The organism is Paenibacillus sp. Soil522 (assembly GCF_001428245.1).
In the GTDB taxonomy this organism is placed as follows: Bacteria; Bacillota; Bacilli; order Paenibacillales; family Paenibacillaceae; genus Pristimantibacillus.
The window spans coordinates 136028-148438 of sequence record NZ_LMRV01000001.1 but is presented as its reverse complement, the minus strand read 5'-3'; the positions used below and the strand labels follow the sequence as shown (position 1 = coordinate 148438).

Sequence of the window (12411 nt, the reverse complement as noted above, 5' to 3'; positions counted from 1 at the left end):
TCGGCGGCTATCGCCGTTAACGCCAGCTTCGCGTCGCTCCCTTACCCAGCCGGTACCATATGCTGCAGCTTGAAAGCGAATCCTCCCGGACCATATTCCAATAGCGTCCCTTACCGGCTTGCACCATCAATCCCGGCTCTCTGCAAAAGTTGTTCTATTGTACTTATCCGTTCCTCGGACATATGGAGAAATCTAGTAATCACTTTACCCGTTTATAAATCAAAATATACCGAAACAGAGCCCTCTCTGTCAAGGAGCATCTGTCTTATCCGCTGTTGGAGGCGGTACGGGATCATATCCTCCCGCATGAAACGGATGACAGCGCGCGATGCGCTTAACCGCGAGCCATGAGCCTTTAGCTGCTCCATGCTTCTCGATCGCTTCCAGCGCATACATCGAGCAGGTTGGATAAAAGCGGCATGACGGCGGAGTCAAAGGTGATATAACCTTTTGATAAAAATGTATAGGAGCCTGCGTCACCTTTCGCATCACTCGTTGTTTCAGCATTAGGCTAAGCTTGCCGGCGATTCATCCTGAATACAGTCCTTGCAGTAGCCGAACACCTCGAATTTATGCTTGATGACCCGGAACTCCTCGGGAACGGCCGTTTGCTCCATTGGACAGAAGGTTATCGGATAAGTCATGCCGCATTGTAAACAAATCATATGATGATGGTGATCATGCTCCCTGCAATGCAGCTTAAACTTGCCGCCATCCTCGAAAATAACCTGCTCCAGCACGCCCAGCTCTTCCATGACACGCAAATTACGGTATACCGTATCAAAGCTGAGACCGGTATAAGATTTCCCCATATATTCATAGACTTCCTTCGGGGCCAAATAACCCTGCGTCTCCGAAAACAGTCTAGCAAGCGTCTTTCTTTGATCCGTAATTCGTAATCCTTGACTAGACATGCGTCGTATAATGTCTTCCATTGTATGCATATGTCGAACCTCCGGACTAATAATTGTCTCTCTCCATAATGACGAAAAAAAAAGCTCTCGTCAATGAGAGCCTCTTATCCATTCAATCTCATGTTGATCATAAAGCTGGCCGCCATCGCCACGAATAGCACGATACTGAGAACCCCAACCAGCTTTCGCCTTGCGTTCAGCCGTTTGATGAGCGCAAAATCGCCCGATTGCCGCTTCGTTTCCGTATAAGAGCGATACATAAACAAATACGCAATAATAGATACGACAAACAGCATATTGACGAAAAACCATACGATTGTCCAGAACAAGCCAATTCCTCCGGTTGTGAGCAGCTATAGAACGGCTATAGATACCACTTGTTTAATATAATCATAAAGACTATGAAGCTGACAACCGCACCGCCGAAGCTAAACCAGCCCATACGGAACCGCTGCTGAAACATGCGTAAAATTCCGAAGCTGAGTAAACCGAAAATTAGCATGATAAACACGATACCGAGTATGAATAACGAAGCAGATACACTGCTCACATCGACTAGTGACACCGAACACACTCCCTTGTTTGCTAATATGTACATGTTCACTAGACATTATAAGGGATAGCTCAGCTATTAGCCAGCTGCAAACCCTGTCGATTTCGTGACAAAAAAAGCACACATCCGGCGGATATGCGCCCTCGATCCCTGTCCAGCTTGCGCTACCACCGAACGATAGCCTCATGATAATTACGGTTGGTCGGCCGCTTCTGCAGCTTTACTTGCAGCACGTTGTCCTTTAAAAGCGTTTTGCAGACGCGCGGCTTCACAAGCTTTGGCAGCTTGATCGTCTCGCTTTTGCCATTCGGCAAGCCGTCAAGCCGCAGCCGGTCCTCACGCACAAACAACCTCAGCTGCTCTTTTTCAAAGCCTTCCGGTAATTTTATTTTAACATGAACAAAATGGCGTGTTTCAGAAAAGGTAGCGGAACCTCCCCCAATTATTGCGCCGGCCGCTTCGGGCAGCGCCCTAGTCATCATTTTGCGCACGTATTGCTCCACCCAATCCGGTTCACGCAGCAGCTCAAACCCTTTGGGAAACTGCTGCCTCTCCAACCATCGCTCCATATCATCCCATTTGGATGTCACCAGCAAACACCCGCCTTCCAGCATTCCTACCATCATATGCGCCCAGCTTCATACAGGATACTTAAGCTCCGGGAACCTCTGGGCGAATGCCGCATAAGATATATCACGTACAGCAATTAGCTTAAAAAGTGCACATGAAAAAGGAGGATGCTTATGCCAGCTGTCATCGGCTTTGTCAAAATAGTTAGCACCGGCACTGGTTCCATCGTTCAGTTCGGTGATGCCCTTGAAGTATCGCCTTCCAGCGCTACAAAGACTTATGCGGGCTCAGGCTCGTTCTTGACCGGCAGTTTAGCGAACTCGAACAATGCTGTCAGCGCTACGAACTCCATCGATCCCGACGTACAGGATAATACGAATAATGATGTGAGTGTCGTATGAGTCTAACGATCCATCAGCAAATCACGATTCATATGTTCCGCGTAGACAACATATCGAACAGCTCCGTCCTGCAGGTCGGCAGCGCCGGGTCAATCCGCTCGTTGTCTCAGCTCTATAATACAGGCGGGTTCACCGAGCCCGCTCCACAGCTCGGCGAGGGTAGTCCCCTATCCTTCGTGCCTCTGCCGAACCCTACTTAGGGGCACGAAAGAGCAATTTACGAGAAGGAGGAGCAGTCTCATGCAGCAGCCCAATCAGCTGTCCCCTTGGCAAATGTGGTCTCTTGAAGTACAACATAAACTTAATGAGCAGAAGGAGCAGCTTCAAGCACTTGATGCGAAGGTAGCTGCTTTATCCGAGCAGGTAAAGAAGCTCGAAGCGCGTCCTACTTACAATATAGAAAAGATTGAGTATCGTTTCGACCAATTAAAGGTAGAAAAGCTCGACGGCACTTTAAATATCGGCATGACAGCGCCAGGTGCGGACGGTGAGTCTTTTCCCGGCAGTATTGAGCAGATAGAGGTGACGAAGCCGCAGGTTTTTCCTTCCGCAGGCCCGTCTATCCCTCCGCCAAGCGAAACATACAACGCTATTTTTACCGAGATGAACCGTTATTTGGATGACGCGGCTCCGCAAAGGCTGCTCGCATTCGAGCAAGAGTTTAGCATTCCGCTAGACCCGTATCATAGACGCATTATTATAGAGGATGTCCGCAGACAGCTGCCTAACCGCATCCATTATTATATGAAGCAACCGGATACTAGCACAGCGGATCAGCAACCGGCAGATATTGATGAAACGGTCGCCGCAAGAGTCCTTGCCAAAACAACGAGGGATGCCGATGCTGCGCTGCTCGCTTACATGCGCCAGCTGCAAAGCGGCACACCTGCATCTGGAGGAATGGAATAAATGTTAAAATTCAACGTTATAAACCATCATTTGAGCGTTGGTCAAATTGAAATACTCGGTATATCAACTGCATCGATGCTGCAAGTGGGAGACACCGACAACGTCTCCTTATATTCCATGTTCGATACGCCGCCCGAGTCCGTTATCGTTAGCCCGATGGCCCCCTTTCCATTACCTGATGATACAGACGATACACAAAACGAAGGTTAGGAAAATGTGATTGTAATGAAAGAACAAGCCGAGAACACTTACCCGATTCGAACAGCGAATGTAGGCTCGATTTGTATTATAAACGTCGCCCAGGCAGGTTACGTCCAGCTTGGTGACCGCGCAGTAACGAATGCTACTGTGCGGGGGATTGCGCTGCAGCGGCAAGAGGACCATACTGCCGCGGGCGACGTCTTTTTTGAATCGTATCCGCTATTCTATCGTCCACTGCCCTTTCTGGACGATCCCGAATATGATAACGGACAGGTCATATCGCTTCAGCGAACCAATTGCAAACCGAAAATAACCGTCGGCCATATTCAAGTTATTACGGCAGGTTCCGCATCCAGCATTCAAGCCGGCAACGGCATGTGCCTTACCGGCGTGTCGCGCGTCAAACATATCCGTCAGTTTCCCCGTCCCAAATCCTACCCTCCAATAGGCTGTTAACAAGGTCAGCTGCCTGGCAAGGCCTCTGTACGTTGCAAAAACAGCTGTTTCCGCATAGACATATGTGTAAATGCATATACACCGGTACAAACGTCCAGTGCACAACAAAGTTTCCGGCATACATTAACAGTGTGAGCTATGCATCACAAAAAACAATATTAATCAGGAGGTATGAACCATGGGATACCCTGTAGCAGGCGTTGGGACGGGCTGCGCACCGGTTTGCGGAGGCATCTGGACTAGTACGGGCGTTATTCTTGTCCTCTTCATTTTGCTGGTTATCATTCTGCGCTCTGGCATATTCTAAGCCACAGCATAGTCACGGTACAATATAAGCCAGTTTATTCGTGAGAAACTAATAATAAGTCCGCACGGATTTTTGCATCCATGCGGACTTTATTGCTGCACGCGAATTATGCCAATTGAAAGCCGTGTACGAGCAGCAGGCCAAGCCCGGCTAACAATACGGAACCGATTAATGCTGCAACAAAAGGTTTTTTGCCCTGCTTTCTAAATATAACGAGATCAACGCCAAGGCCAAGTCCCGCCATCGCCATTGCGATGAGGAAATAAGCAGCGGCAATCAGTTGGACGGTCAGGGCTTCAGGGATGATGCCCGCTGTATTCATACCGCTCATCGCCAGAAAACCAACGATAAACCAAGGAATCTGCAGCTTTTTCAGGCTGAATCTTTCCGGTTTATTGGCTCCGAGCCTATTCCACAGGCCAATCATTATGGAGACTGGAACCAGCATCGCTACCCGCGACATTTTGACGATTACGGCCAGGTCAATCGCTTCTTGCCCTCCAGGCGCAGCCGCCGCTATAACATGGGCAACCTCATGGAGCGTAGCGCCCGAAAATATACCATAGCCTGCGTCGCTTAATTGCAGGACGGGATAAAGAATCGTATAGACGAGCGTAAACAGCGTACCAAGAATTGCGACTGTCGTTGCGCTAATGGCCGTTTCATTATCGCTTGCCTTTAATTGCGGCGAAATGGCCACCACAGCGGCAGCACCGCAAATCGCCGTTCCGCATGCCGTCAAGATGCCCAGTTTTTTATCGATTTTCAGCCATTTGCTTAGCCCGTATACAACAAAAATCGTAAATGTAATATTGATTACCGCTATCGCAAAAACCTTTGGACCCGCATGTAAAATGTCGATCAGATTCAAACGCAGTCCAATCAGTATAATGCCGATCCGCAGCAGACCTTTACTCGAAAATGCAATACCCCGCACTGCCGGCTCCGGTACGCCTACCCACGCTTTATATACGATTCCGAGTAAAATCGCCGCAACCAGCTGACCCATCACGCTTAAAAAAGGCAGCATCGAGATGTATTTTGCAACAATAGCAATAAACATGGTAATCGCTAAGCCTTGCGTAAATCCTAAGCCTTTATAATTAAAGATAGCAAACCCGTTTTTATGTGCCATGTCCGTCACCTCTGCATCAGGACTAAACCTGCTGTCCTCTATGCCTTCACTATACAGCTCACGCTGCAGAAAGTGAAATACCTATCTCCTATCTATATCATTACGATTACTTATGATTGAAATGGTTTTCTACGTAATTTTGCGTTATTATTATGGTATAACTGCCTAAATCACTAATAATAATGAGGGATATTAATGATTATCGAAGCATTGCGTGTCTTCGTTGCCGTAACGGAGCAACGTCATTTTTCAAGAGCAGCCGATTTATTGAATATTTCCCAGCCCGGTGTAAGCCTGCATATCCGAAATCTGGAGAACGAGCTTGGCGCAAAGCTGCTGCACCGCTCTCCTAAGCAGGTCCGGCTTACCGAAGCTGGCGATGTGATGTATCAAAAAGCGAAGCAAATTTTGTCTTTATATGAGGAAGCCAAGCAAGACATTCAAATGCTGCAGGATAAAGTAACAGGAGCCATTCAAATCGGTGCGAGCTTTACGATAGGCGAATATGTGCTTCCTAAACGGCTCGCTGAATTTGCTGCTCAATACCCGCTCGTTGCCATGCAGGTCACGATCGGAAATACAGAGGAGATTGTACAAGCGGTTCGATCCAATGAACTGGATGTAGGGCTCATTGAAGGTGAAACCAACGCAACGGACTTGGTCATTACACCCTATATGAAGGATGAAATGATTTTAATCGCTCCTTCAGCTAGCCCGCTAACAACGGAACGCTTTGTAGACACCGAAATGCTTCAAAATCAAGTGTGGGTGCTGAGAGAAAGCGGTTCTGGTACACGCGCCTTCAGTGATCAATTCATGCGGGATGCGGGTCTGACCCTAAAACGCTCTTATATTTTCAATAGCAGCCAAAGCGTTAAAGAGGCGGTTGTGTCCGGCTTAGGCATAGCGCTGCTCTCACGCTGGATCGTCCGAAGAGAGCTGGAATCAGGAGAATTAAACGAATTGCGTCTGAATAAGGAACGCTTTGAGCGTAATTTTTCAATTATTCATCATAAGGAAGGGGCGGCTACGATGGCTGTTAATATGTTTATTCAGAGGCTGTTAACGGCCGGAGACTAGGATGCATTTTCCATTTTCGCGCTGTAAATGCTGTGATCCCCTACTGTCAACGCATCCTGGCGCATATAAATAGAGCAATAAAGTTGCAAAGGATGAACGCGCCGAATGGATATGAACCGGATCCGTGCACGGATAGATGAAATGACCGCCGATCTGCTCCGGACGCAGTCGCAAGACGGCGTATGGCGGATGTGCTTTGATTCAGGAACGATGACGGATAGCTATCTTATCATTTTACTTCGTCTGCTTGGAAGAGCGGATGAGCATTTAATTCATTTGCTTGCTGCGCGAATAGCCTCCAAGCAAGAAGCAAACGGTGCATGGAAGATCTATCCGGACGAGTTAGAGGGTAATTTGGAGGCGACTGCCGAGGCCTATTTTGCACTGCTGTATGCGGGCTACTACCATGCCGCAGATCCGCGCATGTTAATGGCGAAGCAGTTCATTCTGTACCTTGGAGGGCTATCAGAGGTTAGAAACTTGCTCACTCAAGTCATCTTTGCTGCTACGGGCCAAGCCGAATGGCCCAGGTTGTTGCGGATTCCGCTCGAAGCCTTCTTCTCGGATCTTGGAATCGGTTTGGACCTGTTCTCAATCTCCGGTCATGCGCGCGTTCATCTTGTGCCGACTTTAATTATGGCTAATAAGCAATTCGTGCGCAGACCGGTGACGATGCCTAATTTATCCGATTTATTCGTTGGCAGCTCACGCGCATTTACGAATGATTCCACCTGGATATCGGCTTTGAATGAATTTATATCCAGCTTGCCATTGACCAGCCTGCTTCCATCCAGCTCCAAAGCCGCACTCGATCAGGCTGAAGCTTTTATGTTTGAGCGCCTGGAACCTAATGGCACGCTGCTTACCTTTTCAACAGCGACGATTTTGATGATTTTAGCTTTACTCGCTCTTGACTATTCCCCTCAATCATCCGCCATTAATCGATTATTGACAGGAATTTATTCAATCATTTGCAAAGATCGGCCGCATCTTCAAGTGTCGTCCTCTGAAGTTTGGGATACAGCTATGATTAGCTATACGCTGCGGGAAGCGGGAATTCCGCCTAGCCACAACGCTCTGGAACGGGCAGGCGCTTATTTGTTAAACAGGCAGCAAAACCGTCTAGGCGACTGGGCCATCCGATTGCAGAATACACCGGCTGGCGGCTGGGGCTTCTCCGACGTCAATACGCTGTATCCCGACGTCGACGACAGCGCCGCAGCGCTTCGCGCCATTCGTCCCTATACTTCGGTCGCAAATGGATTATACGCCAATTGGCAAAGAGGTCTAAACTGGGTATTAGCGATGCGCAATGATGATCGCGGCTGGCCTGCTTTCGAACGAGAGGGAAATCAGCTGCCGGCAAGCTTCTTTACGTTCGAGGGCTCCGCAGACATCTCGACAGATCCTTCGACGGTTGACCTGACAGGGCGTGTTCTCAGCTTTCTGGGCAATGAGCTCGGCATGACCATCGGCCATCAATGGCTCGATGACAGTGTGCAATGGGTGCTGTCGCAGCAAACAAGAAATGGCAGTTGGTACGGACGCTGGGGAATTGCTTACATCCATGGCACAGGCGCTGCCATTCAAGGAATGACCGCAGTGGGTGTTCCTGCGGATCATCCAGCCATTAAGAAGGGGATCAAATGGCTTCTAGACATCCAAAATGATGACGGAGGCTGGGGTGAATCATGCCTTAGCGATAAAGTAAAGCGCTACGTGCCGCTTCATGCCAGCACCCCTTCCCAGACTGCTTGGGCGCTCGACGCGCTTACTGCCGCATACACAAAACCAACTCCTGCGCTGGAGAGTGGGGTGAACGCACTCCTCCAATCGCTTGAACGGCGGGATTGGACCTATACCTATCCTACAGGAGCCTTACTTCCGGGCAGCATGTACGTCCACTATCCGAGCAATAACTATGTATGGCCCATGCTCGCCTTGTCGGCTATTTTGAAGAAATACGGCTCATGAAATAGACCAAAAACACAAAAAAACAGCCGGCATCCCCGGCTGTTTTTCCTATTTAACTAAACCCATTTTTGCTGAAAAGCAGCGATGTTGGCATATTCCTCAGTCAGCAGGCGAGAAACACGGATATAGATCCGCATCAGCTCGGAATAGATCTGTGCATTTTGCTTGTTCGGCAAATGAAAATGCGATCCCCCTACCATGTCGGATACGACATCTAGCGAATCAACCTCTCCTAAGCTGTACAATCCAAGAATGACTGCTCCTAAACACGAGCTTTCGATGCTTTCCGGCACATGCAGCTCCTGATCGAAAATATCAGCCATCATCTGGCGCCATAGCTCCGATCTTGCAAAGCCGCCTGTCGCTTGAATTTTCGTCGGCTTGCCTGTTAATTCCTCAAGCGCCATTAGCACGCTGTACAAATTATAAATAACGCCTTCTAACGCAGCGCGAATGAGATGCTCCTTCTTATGGTGAAGCCCAAGTCCGAAATAAGAGCCTCGCGCATTCGCATCCCAAAGCGGAGCGCGCTCGCCGGATAGATACGGATGGAATATAAGTCCATCCGAGCCCGGCTTCGCCTTCGCGGCAAGATCCGTAAGCAGCTCATAAGGATCGATGCCAAGCCGCTTTGCTGAGGCGATCTCTTCCGTACCGATCTGATCACGAACCCATCTAAAGATCATGCCCCCGTTATTTACCGGTCCGCCAATAACCCAGTGGTTCTCCGTCAGCGCATAACAAAAAATTCTGCCCTTCGGGTCCGTTACCGGCTTGTCCGTCACCGCTCGGATAGCACCACTCGTACCGATGGTAACCGCTACTACACCCGGCTTGATTGCATTGACGCCCAGATTGGACAGCACGCCATCACTTGCGCCAACTACGAACGGTGTGGACGGCAGCAAATTCATTTGCTTCGCATAGCTCTCTTCCAAGCCCTCCAGCTTATACGTTGTAGGAACAAGCTCGGACAACCGGTCTGCCGTAACTCCGGCTACGCGCAATGCTTCCTCGTCCCATTGCAAATTTTTCAAATGAAACATACCTGTCGCGGAAGCGATGGAATAATCGATTACATAACGGCCGAAAAGCTTAAAAAATACGTATTCTTTGATCGAAATAAATTTATAAGTACGGTCAAACAGCTCCTTATGGTCGTGGCGCAGCCATGTGAGCTTTGATAAGGGTGACATCGGATGGATCGGCGTGCCTGTACGCAAATAAATCTCATGCCCGTTCCATTCGTTCTTTATTTTATTCGTCCATTCGATACTGCGATTGTCTGCCCACGTAATGCATTTCGTAAGCGGCGTGCCTGTATTGTCTACAGCAATTACACTATGCATAGCTGAGCTGAAGGAAACGCACAAAATATCCTTAGGCTGAACGTTGCTCTTTGTAATCGTTTGTCCGATTGTACCCAGCACCGCATTAAAAATTTCGTCCGGGTCCTGCTCCGCAATGGCAGGGGATGGTGAGTGAAGCGGGTATTCTATACCATGGCTTGCCACAATTTCACCCTTAACCGTAAAGAGCACCGACTTCGTGCTCGTCGTTCCAATATCAACACCGATTACATATTTCATATTCATCTCTTTACCTCCCTTTGCATTTGCCCATTCAACAGCCGGCATCCTGCTCGAATGTCTGCCATTATTACAATACCGTTCTTCCGGCAAATATTCAATCAGCAGTATTAAGAGCTAACAACGCTATGTCCGCCGAACTCATTGCGCAGCGCTGCAACGACTTTGCCCGAGAATGTATTTTCCTCCAGAGAGCGGTATCTCATCAAAAGCGACAATGCGATAACAGGCGTTGCGGTTTGCAAATCCAACGCTGTTTCGAGTGTCCATTTCCCTTCTCCCGAGGAATGCATGATACCCTTTAAGCCATCCAAACGCGCATCCTTCGTAAACGCGTTTTCCGTTAGCTCCATCAGCCACGATCTAATAACCGACCCGTTGTTCCATACCCGTGCGACCTTCTCGAAATCAAAGTCGAAATCGCTTTTTTCCAGCAGCTCGAAGCCTTCCGCAATCGCCTGCATCATGCCGTATTCAACCCCATTATGAACCATCTTCAAAAAATGGCCGCTGCCGCTGTCTCCGGCATGCAAATATCCGTCCTTAACGCAAATGTCGGAGAACAACTGCTCCACCGAATCAAATGCCGCTTTATTTCCTCCAATCATCGTGCAAGCGCCGGATCTTGCTCCAGATGTACCTCCGCTTGTGCCGACATCCAGGAAGTGAACGCCCTGCTCCGCAAGCTTCTCAGCCCGTCTAATCGATTCTTTATAGTTAGAATTTCCGCCATCTATCAAAATATCGCCAGCCTCAAGCCAGCCTCTAACCTGCTCAATAACCGAGTCGGTCAGCTCTCCTGCCGGCACCATCATCCAAATGACGCGCGGAGCCTGCAAGGAGTTAACCAGTTGCTGAATGGTAGCAGCGCCTTGGGCCCCTTCCTCTACTGCTTTTTCGACCGCATCTGTATTTACGTCGTATACTACGGCTTTATGGCTATGTTCCATTACGTTAAGCATCAAATTATAACCCATTTTACCTAAACCAATAATACCAATTTGCATCGTGATTCATCTCCCAGTCGTTTTTTGCGCAAAGCAAACTTCGTAAGCGCGAATGTATGAAATGTATGATCGACTTGCCGTTTATGTTATACTTCTCATGAAATAAGCTATTACGCGAGGGGAAGCAACTATTATGGTGCAAAACATGCTCGGAAAAATCCGTTCTTATTACGCAAGATTCAGCGAGAAAGAAAAGAAAATCGCTACCTACATATTAAATAATCCCGAAAAAATTATTCATAGCACGATCAATGAGGTTGCGGACGATCTAAATGTCGCAGAAGCAACCGTTTTTCGTTTTTGTAAGCATATCGGATATAAAGGCTATCAAGCTATGAAAATCGCACTCGCATCTGAAATTATGTCGCCTATTCAGCAAATTTATGAAGAAATAAATGAGAATGACAATGAAAAAGCAATTGCCGAAAAAGTATTTAAATCCAATATACGTACGCTGGAAAATACTTTTCAAATCCTAGACGGCGAAGACTTTGGCAAAGCGGTATCCTTTATTGCAGCAGCAAACCGCGTTCATTTTTACGGTATAGGCGGTTCCGGCGTTATTGCGATGGATGCGTTTCATAAATTCATCCGTTCGGGAAAACAGGCTTTTGCGTTTACAGATGCGCACTTCCAGCTCATGTCTGCGGCACAGCTTACTAAGGAAGATGCAGCAGTCGTCATTTCCCACTCCGGCACGAATAAAGATACGATTCGTATCCTCCAGACAGCAAACGCTAACGGTGCCAAGACAATTGCCATAACCGGTTTTCCAAAATCACCAATCAGCCAGAATGCGGATGTGTCGCTTCACACCAGCTCCGATGAAACCGAGTACCGGTCAGAAGCTCTTGCTTCAAGAATCGGACAGCTCAGCTTAATTGATGCCCTTTATGTGAATGTCATGATCATCAACAAAGATAAAGCAAAAACATCACTTGATAAAGTACGTGAAGCGATTTCCGAAACGCGAATTTAATACGCAATTCATTTAAGGATGAAAGGTGAACCGTTGACTGAAGCGTCAATGACTCACCTTTTTTTTATCGGCTAAACAAAGATCATTCACATGTGACAAAATGAGCGGTGTGCCCTCCTAATTTGTTAAGGTTAAAACGCTGCGCAAGCATTTCAATTATATGAAAAAAAATTTCTTAAATCAATACAAAATTTCGAAAAATTTTTTATTATCTTTGCCGAATATTCAATTAGTTATTATGAGTCATACGTTTTATTTCATGCATATCTGAAAAAAACATATAGCAAATAAACAGGAAGAACCCGCATGCCGTTTATCGCATGTGGGTTCTTCCCG

Annotated in this window: 17 protein-coding genes; 9 read left to right on the top strand and 8 right to left on the bottom strand. The window is 47.8% G+C overall.

Features of this window, described 5'->3' with window-relative positions; all coding sequences use genetic code 11:
- Window positions 1–249 precede the first annotated feature (249 nt).
- The 5 genes from yidD to ASG81_RS00675 all read right to left on the bottom strand — a co-directional run bounded on the left by yidD (window position 250) and on the right by ASG81_RS00675 (window position 2093).
- A complete protein-coding gene (gene yidD / locus ASG81_RS00695) occupies window positions 250–489 on the bottom strand; it encodes a membrane protein insertion efficiency factor YidD (RefSeq protein WP_056628290.1) in 240 nt (79 codons plus the stop codon).
- Between the two features lie 17 nt (window positions 490–506).
- Window positions 507–944, bottom strand: coding sequence for a Fur family transcriptional regulator (locus ASG81_RS00690; protein WP_056627626.1), 438 nt, complete (start codon window positions 942–944; stop codon window positions 507–509).
- Window positions 945–1018: 74 nt separating this feature from the next.
- Window positions 1019–1243: a hypothetical protein gene (locus ASG81_RS00685; protein ID WP_056627623.1), complete on the bottom strand. Its 225-nt coding sequence runs from the start codon at window positions 1241–1243 to the stop codon at window positions 1019–1021.
- 35 nt (window positions 1244–1278) lie between these two features.
- Window positions 1279–1479, bottom strand: a complete 201-nt coding sequence (locus ASG81_RS00680; protein ID WP_056627620.1) for a hypothetical protein — start codon at window positions 1477–1479, stop codon at window positions 1279–1281.
- Between the two features lie 152 nt (window positions 1480–1631).
- A complete protein-coding gene (locus ASG81_RS00675) occupies window positions 1632–2093 on the bottom strand; it encodes an Hsp20/alpha crystallin family protein (RefSeq protein WP_235548690.1) in 462 nt (153 codons plus the stop codon).
- A gap of 117 nt (window positions 2094–2210) precedes the next feature.
- Here ASG81_RS00675 and ASG81_RS00670 point away from each other — a divergent pair, with 117 nt between their 5' ends.
- From ASG81_RS00670 to ASG81_RS31775, 6 genes are all read left to right on the top strand, one after another.
- Complete coding sequence (locus tag ASG81_RS00670; RefSeq protein WP_056627617.1) at window positions 2211–2438, top strand: spore germination protein; 228 nt, start codon at window positions 2211–2213, stop codon at window positions 2436–2438.
- Entirely contained in the window at window positions 2435–2638 is a 204-nt protein-coding gene (locus ASG81_RS29525) for a spore germination protein GerPB (protein WP_081417043.1), read from the top strand. Before ASG81_RS00670 ends, ASG81_RS29525 begins: the two co-directional genes overlap by 4 nt.
- Window positions 2639–2678: 40 nt before the next feature.
- Window positions 2679–3347, top strand: coding sequence for a spore germination protein GerPC (gene gerPC, locus ASG81_RS00665; protein ID WP_056627614.1), 669 nt, complete (start codon window positions 2679–2681; stop codon window positions 3345–3347).
- Entirely contained in the window at window positions 3348–3557 is a 210-nt protein-coding gene (locus ASG81_RS00660) for a hypothetical protein (RefSeq protein ID WP_056627611.1), read from the top strand.
- Window positions 3558–3572: 15 nt separating this feature from the next.
- On the top strand, window positions 3573–4004 hold the full coding sequence (locus tag ASG81_RS00655; protein ID WP_056627609.1) for a spore germination protein GerPE: 432 nt from the start codon (window positions 3573–3575) through the stop codon (window positions 4002–4004).
- Window positions 4005–4182: 178 nt separating this feature from the next.
- Window positions 4183–4311, top strand: a complete 129-nt coding sequence (locus ASG81_RS31775; RefSeq protein ID WP_200961395.1) for a sporulation protein YjcZ — start codon at window positions 4183–4185, stop codon at window positions 4309–4311.
- A 106-nt stretch (window positions 4312–4417) separates the two neighbouring features.
- Here the strand turns inward: ASG81_RS31775 and ASG81_RS00650 are convergent, their stop codons facing one another.
- On the bottom strand, window positions 4418–5446 hold the full coding sequence (locus ASG81_RS00650) for a YeiH family protein (RefSeq protein ID WP_056627604.1): 1029 nt from the start codon (window positions 5444–5446) through the stop codon (window positions 4418–4420).
- 195 nt (window positions 5447–5641) lie between these two features.
- Here ASG81_RS00650 and ASG81_RS00645 point away from each other — a divergent pair, with 195 nt between their 5' ends.
- Both ASG81_RS00645 and ASG81_RS00640 read left to right on the top strand, forming a co-directional pair.
- Entirely contained in the window at window positions 5642–6526 is an 885-nt protein-coding gene (locus tag ASG81_RS00645; RefSeq protein ID WP_056627601.1) for a LysR family transcriptional regulator, read from the top strand.
- Window positions 6527–6631: 105 nt separating this feature from the next.
- Window positions 6632–8500: a prenyltransferase/squalene oxidase repeat-containing protein gene (locus ASG81_RS00640; protein WP_235548689.1), complete on the top strand. Its 1869-nt coding sequence runs from the start codon at window positions 6632–6634 to the stop codon at window positions 8498–8500.
- A gap of 56 nt (window positions 8501–8556) precedes the next feature.
- Here ASG81_RS00640 and gntK read toward each other — a convergent pair whose 3' ends face one another.
- Window positions 8557–10095 carry a gluconokinase gene (gntK, locus tag ASG81_RS00635; protein ID WP_056627598.1) on the bottom strand — a complete coding sequence of 513 codons (1539 nt, stop codon included), beginning with the start codon at window positions 10093–10095 and terminating at the stop codon, window positions 8557–8559.
- Between the two features lie 104 nt (window positions 10096–10199).
- Window positions 10200–11096 carry a phosphogluconate dehydrogenase (NAD(+)-dependent, decarboxylating) gene (gene gnd, locus ASG81_RS00630; protein ID WP_056627595.1) on the bottom strand — a complete coding sequence of 299 codons (897 nt, stop codon included), beginning with the start codon at window positions 11094–11096 and terminating at the stop codon, window positions 10200–10202.
- Between the two features lie 133 nt (window positions 11097–11229).
- On the opposite strand from gnd, the gene ASG81_RS00625 reads away from it, so the two are divergent.
- Window positions 11230–12075, top strand: coding sequence for a MurR/RpiR family transcriptional regulator (locus ASG81_RS00625; RefSeq protein ID WP_056627591.1), 846 nt, complete (start codon window positions 11230–11232; stop codon window positions 12073–12075).
- Window positions 12076–12411: the final 336 nt, after the last annotated feature.